The sequence below is a fragment of the Ruegeria sp. AM4 genome, assembly GCF_056540665.1.
Genome location: NZ_JBQFXD010000004.1, coordinates 117,309 through 141,255 on the forward strand (window position 1 = coordinate 117,309; position 23,947 = coordinate 141,255).

Annotated in this window: 21 protein-coding genes; 7 read left to right on the forward strand and 14 right to left on the reverse strand. The window is 58.4% G+C overall.

Translation table 11 applies throughout. From position 1 onward, the window contains the following. Positions 1-11 precede the first annotated feature (11 nt). From ACR0JA_RS10160 to ACR0JA_RS10170, 3 genes are read left to right on the forward strand one after another with little or no spacing between them, the layout of a single operon-like run. A complete protein-coding gene (locus ACR0JA_RS10160; protein ID WP_480573627.1) occupies positions 12-1,280 on the forward strand; it encodes a ComEC/Rec2 family competence protein in 1,269 nt (422 codons plus the stop codon). A gap of 10 nt (positions 1,281-1,290) precedes the next feature. Next, positions 1,291-2,421, forward strand: a complete 1,131-nt coding sequence (locus ACR0JA_RS10165) for an SIR2 family protein (RefSeq protein ID WP_480573629.1) — start codon at positions 1,291-1,293, stop codon at positions 2,419-2,421. Beyond that, on the forward strand, positions 2,414-3,532 hold the full coding sequence (locus ACR0JA_RS10170; protein ID WP_480573632.1) for a patatin-like phospholipase family protein: 1,119 nt from the start codon (positions 2,414-2,416) through the stop codon (positions 3,530-3,532). Before ACR0JA_RS10165 ends, ACR0JA_RS10170 begins: the two co-directional genes overlap by 8 nt. Before the next feature lie 10 nt (positions 3,533-3,542). Here the strand turns inward: ACR0JA_RS10170 and ACR0JA_RS10175 are convergent, their stop codons facing one another. From ACR0JA_RS10175 to ACR0JA_RS10240, 14 genes are all read right to left on the reverse strand, one after another. Continuing rightward, entirely contained in the window at positions 3,543-4,883 is a 1,341-nt protein-coding gene (locus tag ACR0JA_RS10175; RefSeq protein ID WP_480573635.1) for a serine hydrolase domain-containing protein, read from the reverse strand. A gap of 113 nt (positions 4,884-4,996) precedes the next feature. After that, positions 4,997-5,665 (reverse strand): D-lyxose/D-mannose family sugar isomerase, encoded by a 669-nt coding sequence (locus tag ACR0JA_RS10180; RefSeq protein WP_480573638.1) that lies wholly within the window; start codon positions 5,663-5,665, stop codon positions 4,997-4,999. Between the two features lie 15 nt (positions 5,666-5,680). After that, entirely contained in the window at positions 5,681-6,607 is a 927-nt protein-coding gene (locus ACR0JA_RS10185) for a carbohydrate kinase family protein (RefSeq protein ID WP_480573640.1), read from the reverse strand. A gap of 25 nt (positions 6,608-6,632) precedes the next feature. Continuing rightward, positions 6,633-8,546, reverse strand: a complete 1,914-nt coding sequence (locus ACR0JA_RS10190) for a family 1 glycosylhydrolase (RefSeq protein WP_480573643.1) — start codon at positions 8,544-8,546, stop codon at positions 6,633-6,635. Positions 8,547-8,632: 86 nt separating this feature from the next. Further along, on the reverse strand, positions 8,633-10,552 hold the full coding sequence (locus tag ACR0JA_RS10195; protein WP_480573646.1) for a beta-galactosidase: 1,920 nt from the start codon (positions 10,550-10,552) through the stop codon (positions 8,633-8,635). Further along, complete coding sequence (locus ACR0JA_RS10200) at positions 10,549-11,409, reverse strand: SMP-30/gluconolactonase/LRE family protein (protein WP_480573649.1); 861 nt, start codon at positions 11,407-11,409, stop codon at positions 10,549-10,551. Before ACR0JA_RS10200 ends, ACR0JA_RS10195 begins: the two co-directional genes overlap by 4 nt. Continuing rightward, complete coding sequence (locus ACR0JA_RS10205; RefSeq protein ID WP_480573652.1) at positions 11,406-12,011, reverse strand: 2-dehydro-3-deoxy-6-phosphogalactonate aldolase; 606 nt, start codon at positions 12,009-12,011, stop codon at positions 11,406-11,408. The genes ACR0JA_RS10200 and ACR0JA_RS10205 overlap by 4 nt, the downstream gene beginning before the upstream one ends. Further along, complete coding sequence (locus ACR0JA_RS10210) at positions 12,008-12,901, reverse strand: 2-dehydro-3-deoxygalactonokinase (protein ID WP_480573655.1); 894 nt, start codon at positions 12,899-12,901, stop codon at positions 12,008-12,010. The genes ACR0JA_RS10205 and ACR0JA_RS10210 overlap by 4 nt, the downstream gene beginning before the upstream one ends. A 4-nt stretch (positions 12,902-12,905) precedes the next feature. After that, on the reverse strand, positions 12,906-13,673 hold the full coding sequence (locus ACR0JA_RS10215; RefSeq protein ID WP_480573658.1) for an SDR family NAD(P)-dependent oxidoreductase: 768 nt from the start codon (positions 13,671-13,673) through the stop codon (positions 12,906-12,908). Continuing rightward, positions 13,673-15,379 carry an IlvD/Edd family dehydratase gene (locus ACR0JA_RS10220; RefSeq protein WP_480573661.1) on the reverse strand — a complete coding sequence of 569 codons (1,707 nt, stop codon included), beginning with the start codon at positions 15,377-15,379 and terminating at the stop codon, positions 13,673-13,675. Before ACR0JA_RS10220 ends, ACR0JA_RS10215 begins: the two co-directional genes overlap by 1 nt. Positions 15,380-15,438: 59 nt before the next feature. Beyond that, positions 15,439-16,779 carry an alpha-galactosidase gene (melA, locus tag ACR0JA_RS10225; protein ID WP_480573664.1) on the reverse strand — a complete coding sequence of 447 codons (1,341 nt, stop codon included), beginning with the start codon at positions 16,777-16,779 and terminating at the stop codon, positions 15,439-15,441. Beyond that, positions 16,776-17,624, reverse strand: coding sequence for a carbohydrate ABC transporter permease (locus ACR0JA_RS10230; protein ID WP_480573667.1), 849 nt, complete (start codon positions 17,622-17,624; stop codon positions 16,776-16,778). The genes melA and ACR0JA_RS10230 overlap by 4 nt, the downstream gene beginning before the upstream one ends. Position 17,625: 1 nt before the next feature. After that, complete coding sequence (locus tag ACR0JA_RS10235; RefSeq protein ID WP_480573670.1) at positions 17,626-18,552, reverse strand: carbohydrate ABC transporter permease; 927 nt, start codon at positions 18,550-18,552, stop codon at positions 17,626-17,628. A gap of 94 nt (positions 18,553-18,646) precedes the next feature. Beyond that, on the reverse strand, positions 18,647-19,906 hold the full coding sequence (locus ACR0JA_RS10240) for an ABC transporter substrate-binding protein (RefSeq protein WP_480573673.1): 1,260 nt from the start codon (positions 19,904-19,906) through the stop codon (positions 18,647-18,649). A 147-nt stretch (positions 19,907-20,053) separates the two neighbouring features. Between ACR0JA_RS10240 and ACR0JA_RS10245 the strand changes: the two genes are divergently transcribed. From ACR0JA_RS10245 to ACR0JA_RS10260, 4 genes are all read left to right on the forward strand, one after another. Continuing rightward, the gene (locus ACR0JA_RS10245) at positions 20,054-20,860 is read left to right on the forward strand and encodes an IclR family transcriptional regulator (protein WP_480573676.1); all 807 of its coding nucleotides are present in this window, start codon (positions 20,054-20,056) and stop codon (positions 20,858-20,860) included. Then, a complete protein-coding gene (locus ACR0JA_RS10250; protein ID WP_480573678.1) occupies positions 20,857-21,915 on the forward strand; it encodes an ABC transporter ATP-binding protein in 1,059 nt (352 codons plus the stop codon). The genes ACR0JA_RS10245 and ACR0JA_RS10250 overlap by 4 nt, the downstream gene beginning before the upstream one ends. Positions 21,916-22,056: 141 nt before the next feature. Further along, entirely contained in the window at positions 22,057-23,016 is a 960-nt protein-coding gene (locus ACR0JA_RS10255; RefSeq protein ID WP_480573681.1) for a dihydrodipicolinate synthase family protein, read from the forward strand. After that, positions 23,007-23,939: a 4-hydroxyproline epimerase gene (locus tag ACR0JA_RS10260; protein ID WP_480573684.1), complete on the forward strand. Its 933-nt coding sequence runs from the start codon at positions 23,007-23,009 to the stop codon at positions 23,937-23,939. The genes ACR0JA_RS10255 and ACR0JA_RS10260 overlap by 10 nt, the downstream gene beginning before the upstream one ends. Positions 23,940-23,947 lie beyond the last annotated feature (8 nt).

Below are 23,947 nucleotides of genomic sequence, written 5' to 3' on the forward strand. Positions count from 1 at the left end.
AGGATGAACACGTGCCGGACATTCTTTCACTCGAAGCGTTGCCCGCCCGCAAAGGCGATTGCCTGATCCTGTATTTCGGCTCTGCCGCCAACCCCGGGATCTGTGTTGTCGATGGAGGACCTTCGCAAGTCTATGGCCCCTTTTTGCGTCCCAGGCTGGACGACATTCGAAAGCACAAGGGCCTCACCGCCACACAGCCGCTTACCGTCGATATGCTTGTCGTCAGTCATCTGGATGACGATCACATCAACGGCGTGCTTGAACTGGTGCGTGACGAGGCCGAGATCGTTACCGGCGGTGTCGATCCTAGATTTCTGGATATCCATCGGCTTTGGCACAACGTCTTTGACGACATTCTAGGAAACGCCGCAGATGACCTGCCGGTAGTGGTGAACGGCCTGGCGTCGTTGAATTCCAACGACAGTAGATCCGATTTGATGCGGATACTGGGTGAGGAAAAAGACGAAAGCGACGCTGTTTTGGCCAGCATCCGACAGGGCCGCGACCTGCGAAATGCTCTGGCACCTCTGGTGGCGCAGGGGCTCGCGGTGAACGCGCCGTTCCGACCAGAAGACCTGATACAGATGACCGAAACCGGCACCGATGTGGTCAACAGTTTCGGGGATGACCTCAAGATCACCATAATCGGTCCGATGCGGGCCGAGATCGATCGTTTGCAGCGGGACTATGACAAATATCTTGAAAAGAAAGGGCTGGGCATCCCGGCGGCTGACGCGTTTTTGGCGGCGTTCTCGAAAGATACCAGTGTAACCAACCTGTCTTCGATCGTCATGCTGTGCGAAGCAGGCGGTAGATCCGTCCTTTTGACCGGCGATGCAAGGGGCGACAAGGTTCTGACCGGGCTTGAGAAACGCGCGCTGTTGCAACCTGGCGGCAGCTTTCATGTCGACGTTCTGAAAGTGCAGCACCATGGCAGTCCGCGCAGTTCCGAGGCAGAGTTCTTTGAGCGTGTGACAGCGGACCACTACGTGTTCAGCGGGAATGGCGATCATGGCAACCCCCATCCCAAGACGTTGGACATGATCCGACAGGCACGCAACGGCGCGGCCATGACTTTTCATTTTACCTATTCGATTGCTGAGATCGATGCGAAAAGCCTCGACTATGCGACGAGCCGGGGTAAGCCGTGGACGCCACAGAATGACGGTCTGGCCTTCTGGATCAACGCCCACGCGGGCGTAGCGAGCAATCTGGATATTAAGGTGCCAGCAGATCGGCGCGGGGTCAGGATCGACCTGTTGGGGCCCATAGGGTTTTAGGGGGTGCAGCGTGCGTAGCAAAATTCCCAAGGAACACCGTAAGAAGCTGCAAGCGGCCTTTGCTGACCAATGCCTGACACTGTATCTGGGGGCGGGAGTATCAGCCGGAAGCGGTTTGCCAACCTGGGAAAAACTGGTTCTGGCGCTTTATTTCGCAACCGTTTCCGAACAACATCTGCAAGGATGGCGGCCTTACCCAAATTATCTCTTCGCCATTGCGGATTGGTACCTAAGCACGCGCCAGGAACCGCTGGAAATCACCGCCCGGAAACTCAAGGCGATGCTGTCGGAAAGTGACACCGGAGAGGACGAGTTCAAGGCGGCTCTGCGCAACGCATTGTATGGTTTGCAGACCGAAGAACTGACCCAGCAGGAACCGCCCCCGACGGATCGCAACGCGACGCTAAACGCGGTTCGCGATTTGTGTCTGGCCAAAGCATCGGAGAAATTCGGCGTCCGCTCGGTCATTACATACAACTATGATGATCTGCTTGAGCGTGCTCTGATGGACATTGGCCAGCGGGGCGTTTCACCTGTGTTCGACAAAACCCCGCCCGAGGCACAGCATCTGCCGGTTTTTCACGTTCACGGTTACCTGCCTTTTGCGCCCGACCCGAACAATCGGGATGGAGGGCTGGTGTTCTCGGAAGAGGAATATAACCAGACCGCAACCGATCCCTATCACTGGTCCAACATCGTCCAACTGCGCGAGATGTCCAACAGTATCGGCGTCATGGTCGGGTTGTCTTTGTCCGACAGGAACATTCGCAGGCTGCTGGATGCGCTGAAACAAGCGCCTGTGCGTCCGGACCTGTATGCGCTGATGCGCAAACCCGGAAAGATCAAAGTCAAGAAAAAGGCCGTTGACGAAATCAACAAGAAAGCGATTGGGCTCTACTATGAATTCGAGAACTCCGGGGTCAAGAATTGGGGGGCGTCCGAGACCGTCGGGTTCTCTCGCGGTCCCGCACAGAAAGGTGCGGCAACGTACGAGCGCGACATTCGCGGGATCACGTCTGCGGTTGACGATGTCGACAAAGCCATGGACGAGGCGGTGCTGAAAGAACTGGGAATTACCCCGATCTGGTACAGCAACCACGATGAAATACCCGAAATTTTGAACGAGGTGTCCGATGTCTGAACCTGCTTCACAACCCAACACGTACAAATCGCTCAAGGGTCTTGCGTTGTCAGGCGGTGGCTTCCGGGCGGTTCTGTTTCATACCGGTGCGTTGATCCGGCTGAATGAGCTGGGTTACCTGCCGCAGCTTGACCGCATCACCAGTGTCTCAGGCGGATCGATCGTGTCGGGGCGTCTGGCAGTCAAATGGGATGAACTTCAGTTTGACGCCAATGGCGTGTCCCCCAAGTTTCAGGATCAGATCGTTGCGCCTCTACGCGCTCTTTGCAGTCGGACACTGGATCTGAGGGTCATCATTCTGGGCTTGCTGCCCTTTGGCAAAGGCGTCACTGATCGGTTGATGGATGCCTATGACGAAGCGCTTTATGGTGGCTGCACGTTGGATAAACTGCCAGCAGCGCCGCATTTCATCTACAAGGCAGCCAACTTGTCGACCGGGCGCCTGGTTCGGTTTTCCGATCGCCGCATTGCTGACTATATGATTGGCGAGGTCAAAGACGTGACGGGCTTCCGTCTGGCTAAGGCCGTTGCGGCCTCCAGCGCCTTTCCACCGGTCCTGTCGCCGGTGATTTTACAGTTCAACCCGGACGATTGGAGTTGGATGAACGGTGCCGAACTGTTCGATGACGTCGATCAGAAGCGCGAATTGCAACTGACCGATGGCGGATCCTATGACAACCTCGGGGTCGAGCGTATCGATCATTATGGTACCGTTTTGGTTAGCGACGCAGGTGCGGCGTTCCGCTTGAAACGCGGGTTCGCACTGTTGTCGCCGAAACAGGTTCTGCGCACGCTGAACATGACGATGGATCAGGTGCGGGGCGTTCGCCTGCGATATCTGTACGATTTGCTGAAATGGCGCGGGGACAAACTTGCCTATTGGGGAATTGGACAAAAGCCAGGCAAGATCAAATTGGCGCCCAACCTGACCGTTAGCCCTGAAACCGCTCTGGACCTTTCAAGAACCCGCACAAGGCTGAACCGCTTTACCGACAAAGAGCAGGAACAGCTGATAAACTGGGGCTATGCCGTCTGTGATGCCGCGACGCGGAGTTTCCAATCAAATACATCGCCACCCCCCGAGTTCCCGTTTCCGGACCGCGAGATGTAGACCGATACCGTCAGTCCCCCACGGCTGCGATCACCGCCTTTGCCAGCGGCACTGGGGAATACCCCAGCCGCGAAGGCGTTAAGCCCAGCCGGACGATCACCAGATCGCGCGACGGAAACACACCAACCGATTGGCCGTCATGGCCTTGCAGCCAGACAGCATCCTCAAAGGGCGGCATGCCACCCGGGGCGTCAATCCACAAATGACCTTTGGCATATTGCCCGTCAGACGCAGCGACCGGTTCGAACATCCAGTCGGTGAACCCTTCGGGCAGCATTTGCTGCCCGTCCCAAACCCCGCCTTGCAACAGAAGCTGCCCGAAACGCGCCCAATCGCGGGCCGTCGCATACATGTAGCTTGAACCGACGTAAGTGTCGTTTGCGTCGGTCTCCAGCACAACAGAGGTCATGCCCAATGGGTCGAACAAGGCGTCACGCGGATAGGTCAAGCTGCCATCGCCCACGACATCCTGCCAGACCCGCGACAGCACGGTGGATGTGCCCGAAGAGTAATTGAACGTGTCACCCGGCGCGGTCGACAGCGCGCGATCTGCGGCGAACCCGGCCATGTCGTCATTGAGATAGAGCATTCGGGTTACGTCTGAAACGTCACCATAGTCCTCGTTCCAGATCAGGCCGCTGGACATGGCCAACATATCCTCGACCGTGATCTCAGCCCTGTCGTCCTGCGCCCAGTCCGGATAGCTATTGGTGAGCGTGTCAGCAATGTTGATCTTGCCAGCCTCCACCAACGTTCCAATCAGCCCGGCGGTGACCGTTTTGGTCATGGACCAGCCCAACAATGGGGTGTTGGCGTCAAAACCCGGCGCGTAACTTTCGCCAACAATTCGCCCATTCTTGACAACCACAACGGCGCGGTAGCCCGGACCCAGAAGTGCTTCATCGGACATAACGTCCAAAAGGGCAGGGGTCTGTGACAGGGCGACATTGTTGCCCGTGGGCCAAAGCCCGTCAGGGCGCGGGGCCGGGGCTGCCAAGGTCTGCGCGCTCAGGTCCGCGTCATGCAGATTGGCACATCCCAGCCCGGCGCGGTGCTGCGATGTGGCGGGGGCAAAAACGCCGAACAGTCGCGCCGTCACGCTCTGCTGATCGGGGTCTACCTCGACCGATACATGACGCAACAGCGGATGGCCCGGTGCCTGAACGTCTTCAGTCAGAACCAGACCGGCGTCGCGCCCCGCGATGAACACGTTGGAACAGACAATCTTGGCAGAATAATTCGTTCCGACCTTCAGCAAATCCGGCGGAGCGATCAGCAAATACCCAACAGCTGTGACAACACCCAGACCCAAGGCCCCGAGTGTGAATTTGATGACTTTTCCCGCTCTCAACCGCTCGTCCGGTTTACACCGGTCCTCTCGTTTCAATCCTGTTTCGACAGACTGTGTCTCCGAGCGCCGCATTTGGCCAGAGTGCCGTCGCGTCGCGCGCGCTTCACTTCGGTTCAGGAATAGTCGGAAACCAGCAGGAAATCGGGCTCAACGTCTTCTTCAATGGTTGCAAACCGCGGGATCGGGTCCTCGAAAACATTGTCCGTGCGATCGTCATTCACGGTCGAGACCTCGCCAATCAGGCAGTCACCCTGTTCGGCCCAGAATGCATGCCAGATGCCGGGCATCAAAGTAACGCTCTGCCCCGGCTTCAGCCGCATCAATTCGCCAGGCTGGATGGTGACCGGACAGCCGTCGCTGGGCACAACAACCGGAGTGTCGCGGTCAATTCCGCCCTGTGGGTCCGAGGCGTAAATCTCCATCACCAGATCGCCGCCGCCGCGGTTGATGATATCTTCGGCCTTGAGGATATGCCGGTGCATCGGTGAAAGCTGTTTGTCCCGCGAAATCAGCAGTTTCTCGGCATAAAGCATGCCGCGGCCCTTGCTCAGATCATCGAAGTCCCCGTTGCGCAGGGTGAACAGAAATAGACCAAGTTCGTCAAACCGGCCTTGGCCATAGTCGGTGATGTCCCACCCCAGACCGCGCGCGCGAATGCCCTCTGCCTGCGTGCCGCGCATTTGATCGGGGGACCAGTCCGCGAAGGGCGGCAACACCGCGCCGAAGGATTTGATAAAGTCCTGTGCATCGCGCTTGATACGGTTGATATCAGATCGTTTCATGAGGGTCTCTCTGCGTCAAAGCTCGTGCGCCCAGGGCGGGTTGGCCCCGGCGCGGGAAACGGTGATGGCGGCCACTTTTGCGCCCTGTACAAGCGCTGCGCGCAATGTGTCGGCGGACAGCGATCGCAAGCCCGGTTTGCTCAGGCATTCGGCGGCATCCAGAGACGCCAGAACACCCGCATTGAACGTATCTCCAGCACCGACGGTATCCACAACATCTGCTTTGCCAGAAGGTACAGAGACCTCTGTCCCGTCTGCCATGTAGCCGGTCGCGCCTGCGCGGCCACGGGTCAGGATCACCAGCACCGGCCCCGCCTGCAACAAAAGCGGGATCTTTTCCGCAAGCGGTTCGGGGCCGGGTATGATCCAGTCAAGATCCTCGTCCGAGACCTTCACGATATCCGCTTGTGCGATCATTCGGTTCAGACGCGTGCGGTACCGAGTCTGATCAGCTATGAAATCGGGCCGGATATTGGGATCCAGCATAATCGCCTTGTCCGCACCGTGGCGCGCCAGAAGCGCTGCATAGGCATCCGCACAGGGTTCGCAGGCCAAGCTGATACCACCAAGATACAGCGCCGATACACCAGGCAGTTGATCCGGGATGTCAGCGGGTGTCAGCATCCGACCGGCCGTGTTTTCATCCACAAAGCTGTAGGTGGCGTGCCCGTCTTGTAGCTGCACAAAGGCCAATGTGGTGGGGCGGTCGGAAACGATAACTTGGCTGGTGTCGACATGACTGATCTGCAAGGCCGCAGTCAGTTGCTGGCCGAACATATCGGTCGAAATGCCAGTCAGCATCCCGACCCGACCGCCCAACCGACCAATGCCGATGGCCGTGTTGAAAACTGCGCCTCCGGAATGGGGTACAAAGCCATGCCCGCCCGAGACCGTGGGTTCGGCGATCATGTCGATCAGGGCTTCGCCGCAGCACAGGATCATGATGGGGTTCCTTTACAGGCAAAGATCATCGTGCAAGCGCATTCTTGCAGAAATTGTTAGCGCCAACAATGCCGAATTCATCCATCTCAGACACGTACAGGTTCATGCTTTGCCGCAAATCGTCGAACCGGCCACCTGCGTTGAATGCGGTCAGGAAATCCTGGCCGAAAAGCCATCGATTTTTCTCGGCAACGCCCCCCAGCAGAAAGACGCCGCCGGATGGGATAAGGGCCACGGCAAGGTCCCCCATAATTGCGCCGAGATGTTCGGTAAACATGCGGGCCGCCTTGACGGCGACAGTATCGTTTCCATCGCGAGCGCTCTGCAGGATGTCCTTGGCTGTCCGCGCAGGCGTGTCCGGTTGACCTCCGGCCATGCCGATCGCCTGGTAGAGGATCGGCAGGCCGGTCCCGCTCAGGAACATTTCGGCTTCGATGACGAGGCTGTCGGCGAAAAAACATTCGGGGGCAATACGGCGCGCTGCGTCGAACACGTCAACCTCGTCCCGATGGCGCGGAGACAGGCCCATATGGCCACCTTCACCCGAGACCGCGTGATAATGCCCCTCGGAATACAGCAAAGCTCCAACACCAAGCCCTGTGCCCGGGCCTACCACCAACCGTGTGCCCGACGGCGGTGTTTCTGCGCCTTGCAAGACGGTGACATCTTTGGCTGTAACGTCAGCCACCGACCATGCCGCAGCGGTGAAATCGTTGATTACGAACGAACGTTTCGCCCCGGTCGCGCTGGCGAGCGTATCCCGTGACAGCGTCAGCGGTACGTTGGTCAACTGAATGACGCCATCTCGCAGCGGACCTGCCCCTGCCGCCACAACCGCCTGCGGGTCGGTGCCGACCGCCTCGCGTACGCTGTGCAACGCCGCGCGAAAGTCGTCCAGCTTGCCTGTCGGGAATTTGTGCAGTTCGTCCAAGGTTCCGTTTGTCACAACGCCCAGACGCGTATTGGTGCCGCCCACATCCGCAACCATGTTCCAATGCGCATGCAGCGCATTCGATGATGCAACCCATGGGGTGGGCTGTTTTTCTGCCGAAAGCAGTCTTTGAAACGGCGCAGGGACCGCGCCGGACGCGCACGCAAACAGCCCATTTACCGGAACACCTGTTTTGAGGGCCGATTGTAGGCCATCTATCACGGTGCCGACGCCTTCCTCGGTTTCCATGTCAGCAAGAACATACAGAGGAGTTTCCTTTGTGTGGTCTCGCTGCAGGCAAGACAATAGCTCTGAAAATTCGACAATTTCTTGTTGCGAAACATCCAAAAGACACCAATCGACAGGTTCGCTAATCGTGGCGAAGTCGCTTTGCCATTGGTCCGGTAGGTGCGGCTTGAACGTCGTCAGCAGGTCGTCTTGGTAGCGACCGCAAAAATGAGCGTTGATAAGGGTGATAGCCGCGGGTCCGTCAAGCTGAATATCCAGGCCGAGATTGGCCATGCCGTAACTGCGCATAGCGCCAATCGCCGTGCCGGTCGCCAGAAGGTGGTGGTGCAGGCTGCGTACCACGACACGCATGTCCGGGTTATCAGCGGTCGGATCGCCGGCAGGCCATAAACGCGTTCTCGGCGCTGCGCTGAAAAGCCGGTCGCCGATATGTGCGATGACCGTCTCGGCAAAATCCGCGTACCAATGTGCGATATCGCGATTGCGCCAACCGCCCAGGTCCGCCAGTTCGGCAGGCAAGGTCGACGAATCCAGCGTAGCGCAGGGTCGCAATCCGTGATCCAGCAGCGCATCGGTCATACGCTTGTAATGATCCAAGCCAGCAGGATCCGGCTCGCCGCGACCATGCGGCAAGACCATTTGCCAGTGAACCGGGAACCGAAACGCATCGAGCCCACCGGTCAGAGACATAGGGCCGGGGTCATCCGCCGAGAGGCCAAATAGGAACGAATCCGGAAAGTCGGAACGGGTATAAGTCATGTGCGCAACCTGTTGTGGCCAAGACCGGCTGTCCGCCCTCTAGCAGCTTATGTTAGCGGTATCAATTTCTTTGTCAGCTGATCGATTCAGGCAGGACGAGACGAATCTTGCGCAAGGATCGCGACATCGCAACCGTTTATGACATGCCCGTTCCATTCCACCGCATCGGCGTTGTAATTGATCAGGAACACGTGGTCCGCAGTTTCGCGCCGCCGCAGACCTTTGGGCATCACATGTAGTGTGACACCCGTTTCACGGGCGGCCATCGCAACGATCCGGTCCCACAAATCGTCATCCGGAAAGCCGGCAAGGTACCAAAGGCCATCACCAGCGCGCAGGACTGAGGTGCCGTCCTCAAACGACAGCACATCCGGCGCGCTACCTGATACACGTTCCACCCAATGCTGCGCTGCACCGCCGCCGGTAACGTGTCTTTTGATCTGCGGCGGCAGCGTTTCGATCAGATCCACTTCGCAATCCAGACCTGGCAGGCCGGGGCGGCCCTGTTCAGGTATCTGAAAATCCGGCGTGATCGCTCCGGCACGCGGGCCAAATACCGCAAGTCGCGCGCCATTTTTGATCTCGGCAGCGACGTCGCCCCCAAGCGTGGCCAGCCCCGGCGCGAGGATCAGATCGTAGCCGTCTTTCGGAACATCAGTTGCGGACACAAAGTCCACGGATAGCCCGGCGCGGCGCAACGCCCGGTAGGCCGAGAACACCAGTCGGAAATAGTCGAAACCCGCCCCCTGCGGCTGGGTGGTCCACGCCCAGTCAGAGGCATAGTCGAATACAATCGCCACCCGAGCCTGCGTCTGTACCACGTTCCCCAATCCTGCCAGATCATCCGCCGTTTGACGTGCTTCGGTCAGCCCGGGGGCAGCGCGGTTGTCTGGTGTCAGCAACCCTGCATGCATCTGCTCTTGCGCCATGGGCGCTTGCCGCCAGCGGAAATAGCTGACCACCTCGGCGCCGTGGGCTACAGCCTCAAGCGACCAGAGCCTGACCATTCCGGGCAGCGGGGCAGGGTTGTACGGGGCCCAGTTTACAGGTCCCGGCTGTTGTTCCATCACCCACCAGCGCCCACGACCAACAGCGCGGTACAGGTCATGGTGGAACGCCTGCATGTCTGGATCGCCCTGCTGCAGATAAGTGGTTTTGTGCGTCTGCTCTGCCTCGATACGGTCCGACAAGAAGCCGATGGGATAGCTGTCCCACGTGGCGATATCCAGATCGGCACCCATCGCGAAGTGATCGAACTCCAACACCCGACCCATGTAATTGTGCAGCAAAGGCGCGTCCGTCAGTCCGCGTAACACGTCAACCTGCGCCTTGTTGAACGCCACGACCTGATCCGAGCTGAACCGGCGAAACGCAAGCGCGTGCGCGGGGTTGGCTTCGGTCACAGTCTGGTTCGGCAGCTCGATTTGCTCGAAACTGTTGTAGTCCATCGACCAGAACACATTGCCCCAGGCATTGTTCAAGGCCTCGACGGACCCGTATTGTCGCGCGAGCCAAAGCCGGAAGGCATTCAGCGCCGCGGCGCTGTAGCTGATCGTCGTGTCGTGGCAGCCATATTCGTTATCGATCTGCCACGCTGCGACATGCGGGTTCCTGCCATAGCGTTCACCCATGATGCGCGTGATGCGTTGGCATTCCTGGATGTATCCGGCATGGCTAAAGCAATAGTGACGCCGCGACCCAAATTTTCGCGGATGTCCTTGCGCATCTCGGGCCAGCATGTCCGGATGCTTGTCCAGCATCCAGCGCGGAGGCGTCGCGGTAGGCGTTCCCATGACAATCTTGAGGCCTGCCGCACCCAGCGTCTCGACGGCCCGGTCCAGCCAGTCGAATTGCAAATGACCCAGTTCCGGCTCCATCCGGCTCCAGGCGAATTCACCGATGCGAACCCAGGTCAGGCCGGTCTCAACCATGCGCGCGGCGTCGTCCGCCCACATCGCCTCGGGCCAATGCTCCGGGTAGTAACAGCAGCCAAGTTCCGGCTTCATAGGATTACTCTGTGTTCCGCCTGACCCTGCCCAGCGTTTGGCGCGGCAAAGGTCATACCGTTGGAAGGGTTTGTGTTGATCTCGTCGGCACTCAGCCCCTCACGGGCTGTTGTGCAGAACAAAGTGGTCAGGTCTTCGCCGCCAAATCCCGGGCACGATGTATGCTGCGCCGGTATCGAAATCGCGCGCTGAAACTGCCCGGTCGCATTATAGACAGCGACCCGCGCCGCGCCCCATTGAGCGATCCAGATGTTGCCATCGGCGTCAACAACTGCTCCATCCGGGTTCAGACCATCGGCCCGAAGATCAAGAAAGACCCGGGCGTCCCCTTCGGGCCAACCGGTCTGAGCGTTCAAATCCCAGCGCATGACTTGTTTCGTGGTCGTATCACAGAAATAGGAATAGGATTTGTCAGGTGCGAAGCAGATCGCGTTCGATATCGTCACGTCCGGCACCAATTGCCGCAATTCGCCGCGCCAATAGCGGTAAATCGCACCGGCACCTGGCTCGGCCTGCTTGCCCATCGTGCCGATCCAGAACCCGCCCCAAGGGTCCGCGCGCCCATCGTTTGAGCGGGTGGTGGGATTATCCGCTTCTAGTCCGACAACCCGATCTTTCTGACCAGAGTCCAGCCCAAACCGCCACAACCCGGTCTCAGACGCGATCAGCAGGGTCTCACGATCAACCCATCCGGCGGCCGAGACATGTTCGTCGAAATCCCAGCTTTTGGCTGCCGCGTTTTTACGGGTCATCAACCGTTTGCGGTTGATGTCGAACCAAAAAAGCTGCTGCCGCTCCGGGTGCCACAGCGGCCCCTCTCCCAGAAGGCAAGGGCGGTCATCATAGATCTCGGTCATCCTGCAGCCTGATCAAAGGAAGCTACGATTTTCTGCGCGCGCTCAGAGATTTCAGTGATCGTCATGCCAGGTTTGAACAGCGCGGACCCGATGCCGAACCCATCCGCTCCGGCGCTGATCCATTGCCCGAAATTGTCGGGTCCTGCACCGCCCACTGCGTAGACGCGGGTCCCGACGGGCAAAACAGGGCGCAACGCGGCCACTCCGGCCGGGCCAGCCATGACACCTGGGAACAGTTTCAACCCTGTCGCACCAGCGCCGAGGGCTGCAAAGGCCTCGGTTGGGGTGTAGACACCCGGCCAGCTTTCCAGGCCCAAGGCAACCGTGCGCGCGATGACAGCGGTATCGCAGTTTGGTGAAACGATCAGTTTGCCCCCAACACCCGCGACCGCGTCAACTTGATCCGTGCTCAGCACCGTGCCGGCACCGATCAGGGCTTGTTCACCGAAGGCATTGGACAGAATTCCGATGCTTTCCAAAGGGTCGGGAGAGTTCAGCGGGACTTCGATTTTGTCGATGCCCGCGTCGATCAGAATACGACCAACGGCCTCGGCTTCTGATGGATGCAGACCGCGCAGAATTGCAATGATGGGACGGCTCATGCGGTTTCTCTTGTCAGGTTCCGGGCTTGCAACAGACCCGATAGGGTCGATTGGGCGGCGTCTGCGGTTTCGACAAAAGCCCCCTGCTGTTCCAGCGCCGTTGCATAAATTTGGGCCAGCGTGTCGGCCCCGATGATCGCTATTTGCTGACCCAGCCAATAGGCGCGCGTAGCGGCCAGTTCGGCCCCGATCAGCATGCCGGATAGACGAGCCCTGGCAATCCCTGAATCCTGCGCATTCAGCAAATCGGCCGCCCGCAATCCAAACAGACGCGCCGCCAGCTGTTCCGGCTTGGACAACGTGTCATTCGCCGCCTCGGCAAAGGCAGTCTGATCCCAGCCGTCGCCGACCGAATGTTTCAGCACCGATTGCCCACGCAGCAACTCGAACAGCTCACCCGTCATGAAGGTTCGGAAGCTGACGACCTCTCCGGCGCTGACTTGTACCCATTTGGTATGGGTGCCGGGCAGGCAGAGTACGCCGTCCCAATTCGGTCGCGTACGCAGAAATCCGGCGATCTGCGTTTCCTCGCCGCGCATGACGTCGGGCGGGTCCAGTTGCTTCAGACCGGGAACGACGAAAGCCCGAATACGCGGGTCGGTGCTTGGCACACGAACGGGCGCCGCAGGAACCGGGGCCGAGGGAACGGCTGCGTAAGGTGCTTCGACCCAGCCTTGTCGCGCGCCGACCATGCCGCAGGCGACGACATCCACCGGCGCGGTCTCCAGCCAACCCTCGATAAGGTCCAGCAACGCAGATTGGAATTCGCCTTTGGCGATCCGCGCCATGCCGTTATCTGACTGCGCTTGGTCCAGCACGGTGTCCGACCGCATGGCCCAGGCCCGCAGATGGGATGTTCCCCAGTCGACAGCGATCCATTCTGCTTTCATCGTTCTACCCCGTCGTCACAACGCCGCCATCGACCACCATGCACTGACCGGTCATTGCGCGACTGGCTGAGGATGCCAGAAACAGGGTCGGTGCGATCATGTCTTCGGGCGTCAGGTGTTCCTTTAGGCATTGACGGTCCATATGCGCTGCCAGATCTTCGGGCGTCGCCCATTTGTCCAGCTGTTTCTGCGTCAGCACCCAGCCCGGGGCCAAGGCGTTCACTCGGATATTCCGTGGCCCCAGTTCGCGGGCCAAAGACCGCGTCATCCCGGTGATTCCGGCGTTCGACGTGGTGTATATCGGATATCCTGCATTGCCCATCATATAGCTGATTGAGCTGAAGTTGATGATCGAACCGCCTGCGTCCTGCATCTGGCGCGCGGCTTCCTGACAAGCGAAATAGTAGGCTTTGAGATTAACCTCGATCATCCAGTCCCAGAACTCGGGTGTGGTGTCGGAAAGCTCATGCCGCTTGTCATTGGCTGCGTTGTTCACAAGCACCTTGATGGGGCCATTGGCCTCGGCCGCTTGGACCATGGTGGCGTGTAACAGTTCGGTATCGGTGATGTCGCCCTGCAAAAACAGCGGTTCGCGGCCATGCTTGTCCCGCATTTCGGCAACAAAAGCACTGGCGTCCGACCGGCCAATGAAGGCGACATTGGCACCCTGGGACAAAAAACCGTCGGTCAGCGACGCGCCAACCCCGGATCCACCGCCGGTAATGAAGACGGACGCGTCGTTCAGGTCGTTGAATGTGGCGGGTTGGTCCATCAGTGGCTCTCTCTGGTGACGAGGCGGGTGTCTTTGCCCACAAGAAAATCCAGGTCCGCGCCCTGATCGGCCTGAAGAACGTGATCGATATAAAGCTTTGCGTACCCACGGGTGTAATGCGGAGCATCCGGTTGCCACGCTGCGCGGCGGGCGTCCAGTTCTTTTTCGTCAACCAGCAGTTCCATCTCGCCTTTGCTGGCTGAAATGCGAATGCGGTCCCCGGTCTTGACCAGCGCGAGTGGCCCACCGGCCTGCGCCTCGGGGCTGACATGCAGGATGACAGTGCCAAAGGCGGTGCCTGACATACGTGCATCAGAAACACGGATCATGTCGCGTACTCCGTCTTTGACCAGCTTGGCTGGGATCGGCATATTGCCGACCTCGGGCATGCCGGGATAGCCCTTCGGACCGCACCCCTTGAGGACCAGAATGGTCTCGGGCGTCACCGGCAGATCTTCGCGGTCGATATTGGCCTTCAGGTCTTCAATGTTTTCAAAAACGTAAGCCTCGGCTTCGGTTTCGAGCAATTCGTCTGTCGCTGCCGATGGTTTCACGATAGCCCCGTTCGGTGCCAGGTTGCCGCGCAGAACGCGCAGACCAGCAGCGGGTTTAACGGGCGCGTCAAAGCTGTGGATGACATCGCGGTTGTAACATTCAGCCCCTTCGAAGTGGGTCGCGATATCCTTGTTCAGCACCGTTTTTGCAGGGCGCAGGAAAGGTTTGAGCTCCTTCAGCACCGCAGGCACGCCGCCTGCGTAGCAGAAATCTTCCATCAGATATTTTCCCGAAGGCATACAGTTGACCAGCAGCGGGATTTCCGAACCGATCTCGAAATCCTTGAGTGTCAGATCCACGCCCACCCGGCCAGCCAGTGCCAGCAGATGCACCACAGCGTTGGTCGATCCCCCCACGGCGGCGTTGGCCAGAATGGCATTTTCGAAAGCTTCTTTGGTCAGAATATCCGAGGGTTTGAGATCTTCGTCCACCATCTCGACAATCCGCTTGCCGGTCAGATGCGCCAGGGCCATGCGGCGGGCGTCGACTGCGGGCAGCGCCGCATTGGTGGGCAGGCTCATGCCCATCGCCTCGACCAGTGAGGCCATCGTGGACGCGGTGCCCATGGTCATGCAGACGCCTGCGCTGCGCGACATGCCGGATTCCGCGTTCATGAAATCCTGAAGGGTCATCTCTCCGGCGCGGACCGCTTCCGAGAACTTCCAGACATCCGTGCCCGAGCCGATATCCTTGCCTTTGAATTTGCCGTTCAGCATCGGGCCGGAACTGACCACGATCGAGGGCAAATCGACCGAGGCCGCGCCCATCAATTGCCCCGGAGTGGTCTTGTCGCAGCCACCCAGCAACACGACCCCGTCAATGCCATAGGCGCGGATGGATTCCTCGACATCCATGGCAAGCAGGTTGCGGAACAGCATCGCGGTGGGCTTCATCTGCGTTTCGCCCAGCGACATGACGGGGAACTCGACCGGGAACCCTCCGGCCTCCCACACGCCGCGCTTCACGCCCTCGGCCAGATCGCGCAGGCCCGAGTTGCAGGGGGTAAGTTCCGACCAGGTGTTGCATATGCCGATGATGGGGCGTCCATCGAATGCGTGATCAGGAAAGCCCTGGTTTTTCATCCACGACCGGTGGATGAACCCGTCCTTGTCGAGCTTTCCGTACCAATGCTGAGAGCGGCGTTTCGTCATGTTCTGGTGTGGCTTTTTGTGGCTGAAGTTGGAATTGAGTATTTTCGAAAAGATGAAGATCAGGCGGCGCGGGCCGGGCGGCACCAGTCAGGCAGCCAATCGGAATGGGCGGTCAGCAGGTCGCTGACAAGGCCGCGGATCTGACGCAGGTCCAGCTCGGCAGCGGTATGCGGGTCCATCATTGCGGCGTGGTAGATATGCTCGGGGTTCTGATCGACCAGAGCGCGCACCGTCAACTCCTGCACGTTGATCTGTGTGCGCATCAGTGCAACCAGTTGCGGCGGAATGTCTGTGACGACCGACGGTTGCACACCATTGGAATCCACCAGACAAGGGGTTTCGACCGCAGCGCCTAAGGGCAGCTGCGGAATCTGACCGGTGTTAGGCAGATTGCCAAAGGCCGTATAGGCTGTGTCGGTGACAATGGCGTTCATCAGATCTGCAGCGAATTCGTGGCTGCGAATGACCTCGATATTGCGGCCGTCGGTCAGTGTCTTTGCCTGCTCTTTCCAGTTGGCAACCTGCTCGATGCAGCGTTGCGGATACTCGTCCAGAGGGATCGAAAACTGCTCAATCAGGTCTTGCCGCCCGTCCTTGATGAACCAGGGAACGTATTCCGCAAAATGTTCGGAGCTTTCGGTGCAGAAATAGCCCAGATGGTCCATGACCTCATAACGCACCTTGTTGGGGCAGCGCGGCATCAGCAGTGGGGCCTTTGGCAGCCTGCCGCTGGCATAGCCCTGACGCAGAGCAGGGTAGAGGTCGCGCCCCTGATATTCCAAGCGCAGGAAGAATGCGACATGGTTTACGCCCGCAACCTGATAGCGGATGTCCGCTTTGGGCAAATCCAGATCGTGCGCCAGTTCCTCGACCGTGTTCTGCACCGAATGGCAAAGGCCGACATGCTTCAGGGTCGGGAACCGTTCGGCCAATGCCCAGGTGTTAATGGCCATCGGATTGACGTATTGCAGCAGTGTGGCATTCGGGCAGAGTTGCATCATGTCATTCGCGACATCCCACAGAACGGGGACGGTACGCAGACCGCGCATGATGCCGCCAATGCCCAACGTGTCGGCAATGGTTTGACGCAGACCGTATTGTTTGGGGATTTCGAAATCCGCGACCGTGCAAGGTTCGTACCCGCCGACCTGGAATGCAGTGATGACGAAATCGGCGCAGTCCAACGCCGCGCGGCGGTCTGTATGTGTGGACACCGTTGCGCCGGTCCCGACCGAACGGATCATTGCCTTGGCGACCGCCTCACTTTCACCGAGGCGCTGCGGGTCGATGTCCATCAGGGCGAAATGGCTGTTGGCCAGGGCAGGGGTCAGCAGGGCGTCGCCCACGATGTTCTGCATGAAGATCGTGGAACCAGCCCCAACGAATGCAATTTTTGTCATTTTACCGCTCCGAGGGTCAGACCCGCGATGAAGTGTTTCTGCATCAGGAAGAACATAGCAACCGGCGGCAAGGCCGCGACGATGGAACCGGCACTCATCAACTGATAGGCGGCGCGGAACTGCGCATTAAAGCTGGTGATCCCCGCCGTGACGGGCTGGCTTTCAGCGCCCTGGGTCAGGACCACGGCCCAGAAATAGTCGTTCCAGATGAAGGTGAAGATCAGCACGCTGAGCGCAGCAATGGCAGGCTTCATCAGCGGTAGAACCACGTACCAGAAGATGCGCCATTCGCTGATGCCCTCGACCCGCGCAGCCTCGATCAGCTCGAATGGAAGCGCTCGGATGAAGTTGCGCATGAACAGCGTGCAGAATCCGGTCTGAAAGGCGATGTGGAACAGCACGAGGCCGGTCTTGGTGTTGTAGAGACCCAGTTCCAGCGTCAGGTCGCGCACCGGGACCATCAGGATCTGGAAAGGTACAAAATTCCCTGCGACGAACATGAAGAAGATCCAGAGGTTCGATTTGAACTTGTAGATGCCGAGCGCGAAGCCGGTCATGCAACTCAGCGCGACACATCCGAGCACTGTCGGGACAGTGATCAGGAACGAATTCAGCAGGTAACGCGGCATATCCGAGTTGAAGAAAACCTGTCCATAGTTGAACGCGCCTTCAAAGCTCGAGGGCATGCCCCAGTAGTTGGCATTGGTGAAATCCGCTGCAGGTTTGACCGAGAACAGCGCCACCGCAAGCAGCGGCCCGAGCCACAGCAGCAGCGCAAGCGGCAGCATGGCCTGATAGGTGATCTGTGCTGCGCGGGGTTGTTTTTCGATGGGTCTGGGAAACATCTTAGTGCCCCTTCTCTTCGCGGTACATCGACCAAAGGAAATAGGCGATGAAACAGAGCATGATCAGGAACAGGATCACGGCGATGGCAGCACCGTATCCCATGCGGAAGCCATATTCGGACAACGCCACCTCAAACATGTAGTAGGCCAGCACGCGTGACGAGCCGAATGGCCCGCCCTGGGTCATGATCGAGATCAGGTCAAAGCTGCGCAGGGCACCGATAATCGTGACGACAAAGGCGATGAAAGTGGCGGGGCGCAGTTGCGGAAGAATGATGAACCACAGCATCTTTGCGCCTTTTGCGCCATCCAGACGTCCGGCCTCAATCTGTTCGGGGTCCACCGCGTTCAGGCCGGTCAGATACAGGATCATGCAATAAGCCGTCTGCGGCCATAAGCCTGCGAAAATGATGCCGTAGGTCACGAACCTCTCGTCACCCAGCACGTTCAGAGGGCCCATGCCGAACAGGCCGAGGAATTCATTCAACAGGCCGAAGGTTGGGTCGTAGAACCAGGTGAAGACAAGCCCGACGACGACCTGAGAGATGACAAAGGGAAAGAAAAACAGTGACTTGTAAAGCCGGATGCCCCAAACCGTCTGGTTCAGGAACAAGGCGATGAACAGTCCCCCTGGAATTGCGAAGAGGTAGAGGATCAGCCAGATCAGATTGTTTTTGAGCGAGATATAGAACGCATCCCGATCGACCCATTCCCAATAGAGGTCTTCGTAGTTGCGAAAGCCCACATATTCGGCAGCTCCAAGCCCATCCCATTCATAGAGGGACAGGTTGAAAGACTGAAATAGGGGCAAAATGACATATACGAAAAAGAACAGCAGACCGGGGGCCAGAAACAACCACGGCGCGATACGCTGTTGGTTTCTGTGGAACCAGCTTTCCTGTTCGGGGGCGTCTGCGGCTACGGTCATGGGAGTTCTCGGCTCTGGTTGAAGCAAGGCGGACAGTCGCCCGCCTTACGATTTGCAAAGGTGTAGGCCGGGCTTCAGCCCGGCCATACCCTGATCAGTTGTCGTAGATACGCTCACGAGCGCGGTCTAGTTTGGCCAGAATCCGGTCCAGATTGTCCGGCTTGACCATGAATTCCTGGAAGCCTTCCATCGAAACTTTGGCCATTTCCGCTGGTGCGTCGCGGTCCCAGAACTGGGCAACACCGCCAGGGCTGTTTGACGACAGCATCTCAAACCCTTGGACTAGGAACTTGTCATCATCGACTGAGGATTGTGCATTCACCGGCAGTTGCCCAAGATTCGCGCCGTTATTGATTTCGGTCTGCTCCTCTGCGGAAACCACATGGCGCAAAAATTCGCGCGCGGCTTCTTTGTTCGATGCGTTCGCAGGGATGTGGAACGTATCGGTCGGTGCATCTTCGGCCAGCTCAACGTCCGGGTTAATCGCGACGAACTGGTAGAAGTCCAGTTGGTCGTCAGTCAGACCCGCCTCGCGCAGCGGCGCAACAGCGAAGTTACCCAACAATATCGCAGCGGCATCGCCCCGTACGATAAGGGGCAGCGATTCCTGCCAACTGCGCGCCGTATGGTCATCGGGGAAGGCACCCATATCGACCAATTGTCTCCAGTTGGCAAAGGTCTGCTTTACACGATCATCTTCCCAGCTAACCTCACCGTTGGCCAGCTGGTTGTGAAAGTCGTACCCGTTGGTGCGCATGTTGAGATAGTCGAACCAGCCTCCGGCGGTCCAATAGTTCCGTGTCCCAATTGTATAACATGTACGCCCGGAATCGACGATCTTCTGGCAGTTCGCCAGTTCTTCTTCCCAGGTTGTTGGCTCGGATAGACCCAGTTCGTCAAAGATGTCTTTGCGGTAGTACACACCCCACTGATAGTAGGTATAGGGCACACCCCACTGCTTACCGTCGAGGGTCATCGCACCCTTGGTGGAGGCCAGGTTTTCGGCGATCTCCGGCTCGGTCCAAAGATCGGAAACGTCCTCGAACAAACCGGCTTCAACATAGGGCTTCATGCGGTTGGCTGCGTACCAGTTCGCAACATCCGGCGTGTCCGCCGTCAGAAAATTGCGGATTTGGGTCTTGTAGGCCTCGCGGTCGATCACGGTGGTTTCGATCTCCAGACCCGGGTGCTTTTGCTGGAACCGTTCGATCATCGCTTCCATCGTCGCGCGCGGCGCCGGGTTGGATGTATCGAGGAATATTCGCAGCTCGCCGGTCAATTCAGCGGCCACGGGCGCAGCAAGTGCGACGCTGGCCGCCAGAGCGGCGGCAGTACGTTTGAACATGGAATGCATGGTTTCCTCCCTTAGCTTCCATTTTCTTTTTGAGGTTCCAAATAATGAAACCAAGTTTTATATATTGAAAACTACACATCGACTCGGTTAGTCTTGTCAAGACCCTCGTGCCTTTGGTCCGGGGAAATGGGAGGAGATCGCGGAGCCGTGGCAGGTGACGGAACGATAGGCAAAGCATGTGATGTGCTGGATCAGGTGGCGGCCTTTGGTCGCCCTGTGCGATTCGCAGAGCTGCTTGACCACAGCGCCTTTCCAAAGGCGACCCTGTATCGGTTTCTGCAATCCCTGACCAATCAGGGCATGTTGTCCTATGACCCCGAAAGACAGACCTATACGCCGGGAATGCGGCTTGTCCGTCTGGCGCATGCCGCGTGGACGCAAAGCTCGCTGGCACCTATCGCGAGGCCTTATCTGGATGCACTCAGCCGGGAAACCGGCGAGACGGTGCATCTTGCGCAGCTTGATTCCAATCAGGTGCTGTATGTTGACAAGCGCAATGCGGCGCAACCGATCGAAATGTACTCGCAAGCCGGCAAGGTCGGACCGGCATATTGCACCGGCGTCGGCAAGGCGATGATGGCCTATCTGGATGACGAGGCGCTGAACAAAGCGGTTTCGCAGCAAAGCTATCACCGCTTTACGGACAAGACTTTGACCAATGAGGCCGCGTTGCGCGCCGACCTCGCGCTGATTCGGAAACGTGGATACGCGGTCGACGATGAAGAGCACGAGCCCGGCATCATCTGCGTGGCCTGTCCGGTCCTGACCCCAGGCAACCGGATGCTGGGCGCAATCTCGGTCACCGGATCGACAGAAAGAATGGATTTCAATCAGTTGGAGGCTTGGGTCCCGCGTGTCCGCTATGTGGCGGAACAGATTGGTACCGAGGCTCAGGCATGGCGGTTCCCCGAGACCCGCGCAAATGTAGTCAATGACAGGATGCAAGCGACATGACAGGCGTGACATTGAATCAGGCAATCAAAAGATACGGCCAAACGCAGGTTATCCACGGAATTGACCTGCAGATCGAAGATGGTGAGTTCTGTGTGTTCGTCGGCCCCTCGGGCTGCGGGAAATCCACATTGTTGCGCATGATCGCTGGGCTCGAAGAGACCTCGGAAGGGCAGATCCAGATCGGCGCGCGGGATGTAACCCACATGGACCCGGCCAAACGCGGGGTTGCGATGGTGTTCCAGACCTACGCGCTTTATCCGCATATGACCGTGGCCGAAAACATGGGGTTCGGCCTGCGGATGAACGGTGTTGCAAAAACCGAGATTGATCAGAAGGTTCAGGACGCCTCGAACATCCTGAAATTGGATCAATACCTCAAACGCAAGCCCAAGGCGCTATCGGGCGGCCAGCGTCAGCGTGTCGCGATCGGTCGCGCCATCGTGCGTGGTCCCGAGGTATTCCTGTTCGACGAACCCTTGTCGAACCTTGATGCAGAATTGCGGGTCGAGATGCGGGTCGAGATTGCCCGTCTGCACAACGAGATCGGCGCGACCATGATCTACGTGACGCATGATCAGGTCGAGGCGATGACGATGGCCGACAAGATCGTCGTGTTGCGGGACGGGCGGATTGAACAGGTTGGAGCTCCGATGGATTTGTATCGTAACCCGGATAACAAGTTCGTCGCGGGTTTCATCGGTTCCCCGGCGATGAACTTTCTGGACTGTGACGTTGTGGACGGCACCGTACGTCATCCTGCGCTGACCGAGGCCATCCCGGTCACTGACGGAGTGCCCGCAGACGCCAAAAAGGTGACTTTGGGCATCCGGCCCGAGCACATTCAGGTCGATCGCAACAGCGATACCTGCACAGTTGATCTGACCGAGGCATTGGGCGGCGTATCCTACTCCTATCTAATCACGCCAAATGGCGACAAGCTGATCGTGGAAGAGCGCGAAGATCAACGCAGCACGCAAGGTGAGCGGATTGGCATTTCCGTGCGTCCCGAACGCGCCATGCTGTTTGACCCGGAAAGTGGTTTGCGGCTGCGGTAAGGCCAATTGCAAAAAAGACGACTCGGGCGCGCCGATCATCAGCTTCGGCGCGTTTTTTCTTGTCCAATTTCTTGTTCTGGATTTTGTATCCAAAATCCGATAACCAGTGAATCGAACAATTAGCCAGGCGGAGACAAGCCGATGTCCACGACCGTTTTTTCCGGCACGATGCCGGCCCTGATGACCCCTTGTACCTCAAGTCGCGAACCGGATTTCGACGCGCTTGTGCGCAAGGGAATGGAAATGATCTCGGTAGGTATGTCCGCCGTGGTCTATTGCGGGTCGATGGGCGATTGGCCGTTGCTGAGCGACGCGCAAAGAATGGATGGCGTCGCGAGGTTGGTCGATGCGGGCCTGCCGGTCGTTGTCGGAACCGGTGCAATCAATACGAAATCTGCCGTTGCCCATGCAGCCCACGCTCAGAACGTTGGCGCAGCGGGTCTGATGGTGATACCTCGCGTGCTGTCGCGCGGAAGCTCTCCGACCGCGCAACACAACCATTTCAAGGCAATACTCTCGGCTGCGCCAGACGTGCCAGCCATCATCTACAACAGCCCGTATTACGGATTTGCCACCCGAGCAGACCTGTTCTTTGCCCTGCGGGCTGAACATCCGAACCTTGTCGGTTTCAAAGAGTTCGGCGGTCGGGAAGATTTGCGCTATGCGGCCGAAACGATCACAAGTCAGGATGATCAGGTCACCTTGATGGTGGGCGTGGATACCGAGGTCTATCACGGTATCGTCAATTGCGGCGCGACCGGCTCGATCACCGGAATTGGAACCGCTTTGCCGCGCGAAGCCCTGTTGTTGTCGGCGCTCTCGCATAAAGCCGCAAACGGACATGCCGAAGCCCGCATGCGCGCGCAGGAACTGACCGAAGCCTTCCATGTCCTGTCCAGCTTCGATGAAGGGCCTGATCTGGTATTGTATTACAAACATTTGTTGGTGTTGAACGGCGAAGACGAATACCGCCTGCACTTCAATGAAACGGACGCTTTGACCGATGCCCAACGGAATTATTGCGAGCAACAATATAGCTTGTTCCAGAACTGGTTTGCGGATTGGTCCAAGCAGGGTGGGGTGATCGCCGAATGCATGTGATCGACAGCCATACCGGTGGCGAGCCCACGCGCGTCATCCTGGATGGCGCACCCGATCTGGGGTCCGGTCCGCTTGCTGATCGTGCCCATAAGCTGGCGACCGAACATGAGGGGTTCTATCGTTCCGTCATGCTCGAGCCGCGGGGTCAGCCTGCAATGGTCGGCGCGCTGCTGGTTGAACCTGTTGACCGATCCTGTGTGACCGGAGTGATCTATTTCGACGTCGATGCTGTGTTGGGCATGTGTGGCCATGGCACCATCGGATTGACAGTCACGCTTGCGCATCTGGGACGCATCAACATTGGTACGCACCGGATCGAAACGCCTGCCGGGGTTGTGACCGTCGAATTGCATGATGCAAACACGGTAACCGTAACAAATGTTGAAAGCCGCTGCGTGCGCCGCTCTGTCTCGCTGGGCGTACCGGAATATGGTTCGATCACCGGCGATGTGGCCTATGGCGGCAACTGGTTCTTCATCGTTGATCCCAGCCCGATACCTGTTGAAGCCAGCAATATTCATCAACTGACGAGTTTGGCCGTGGCCATCCGGAAAACTGCGATCGCACAGGGCGCAGGGGGCGAAAACGCAGAACCGGTCGATCACGTGATTCTGCAAGGGACGGCTGCGTGCGACGGATCGCACGCGCGGAATTTTGTTTTGTGCCCGGACGATAACTATGATCGCTCACCCTGCGGAACCGGATGTTCGGCGCTGCTGGCTTGTCTGGCTGCCAACGGTGCGCTGGCCGCTGGGCAAGAGATCGTTCAGGAAAGTGTCATCGGCAGCACATATCGTCTGTCATTTCAGCCTGGCACGTCCGGAGGCGTCATCCCTAAGATCACTGGTCAGGCTTACATTATTTCGGACTCAACATTGATGTTTGACCCGCGCGATCCCTTTCGCGCCGGGATTGAGCTGTAAGGACAAGC

Coding starts and splice junctions, on each gene's coding strand:
- ACR0JA_RS10170 (WP_480573632.1), top strand. CDS start 2,414: ATGTCTGAACCTGCTTCACAACCCAACACGTACAAATCGCTCAAGGGT.
- ACR0JA_RS10180 (WP_480573638.1), bottom strand. CDS start 5,665: ATGAAACGATCTGATATCAACCGTATCAAGCGCGATGCACAGGACTTT.
- ACR0JA_RS10185 (WP_480573640.1), bottom strand. CDS start 6,607: ATGATCCTGTGCTGCGGCGAAGCCCTGATCGACATGATCGCCGAACCC.
- ACR0JA_RS10190 (WP_480573643.1), bottom strand. CDS start 8,546: ATGACTTATACCCGTTCCGACTTTCCGGATTCGTTCCTATTTGGCCTC.
- ACR0JA_RS10195 (WP_480573646.1), bottom strand. CDS start 10,552: ATGAAGCCGGAACTTGGCTGCTGTTACTACCCGGAGCATTGGCCCGAG.
- ACR0JA_RS10200 (WP_480573649.1), bottom strand. CDS start 11,409: ATGACCGAGATCTATGATGACCGCCCTTGCCTTCTGGGAGAGGGGCCG.
- ACR0JA_RS10205 (WP_480573652.1), bottom strand. CDS start 12,011: ATGAGCCGTCCCATCATTGCAATTCTGCGCGGTCTGCATCCATCAGAA.
- ACR0JA_RS10210 (WP_480573655.1), bottom strand. CDS start 12,901: ATGAAAGCAGAATGGATCGCTGTCGACTGGGGAACATCCCATCTGCGG.
- ACR0JA_RS10215 (WP_480573658.1), bottom strand. CDS start 13,673: ATGGACCAACCCGCCACATTCAACGACCTGAACGACGCGTCCGTCTTC.
- ACR0JA_RS10220 (WP_480573661.1), bottom strand. CDS start 15,379: ATGACGAAACGCCGCTCTCAGCATTGGTACGGAAAGCTCGACAAGGAC.
- melA (WP_480573664.1), bottom strand. CDS start 16,779: ATGACAAAAATTGCATTCGTTGGGGCTGGTTCCACGATCTTCATGCAG.
- ACR0JA_RS10230 (WP_480573667.1), bottom strand. CDS start 17,624: ATGTTTCCCAGACCCATCGAAAAACAACCCCGCGCAGCACAGATCACC.
- ACR0JA_RS10235 (WP_480573670.1), bottom strand. CDS start 18,552: ATGACCGTAGCCGCAGACGCCCCCGAACAGGAAAGCTGGTTCCACAGA.
- ACR0JA_RS10240 (WP_480573673.1), bottom strand. CDS start 19,906: ATGCATTCCATGTTCAAACGTACTGCCGCCGCTCTGGCGGCCAGCGTC.
- ACR0JA_RS10250 (WP_480573678.1), top strand. CDS start 20,857: ATGACAGGCGTGACATTGAATCAGGCAATCAAAAGATACGGCCAAACG.
- ACR0JA_RS10255 (WP_480573681.1), top strand. CDS start 22,057: ATGTCCACGACCGTTTTTTCCGGCACGATGCCGGCCCTGATGACCCCT.
- ACR0JA_RS10260 (WP_480573684.1), top strand. CDS start 23,007: ATGCATGTGATCGACAGCCATACCGGTGGCGAGCCCACGCGCGTCATC.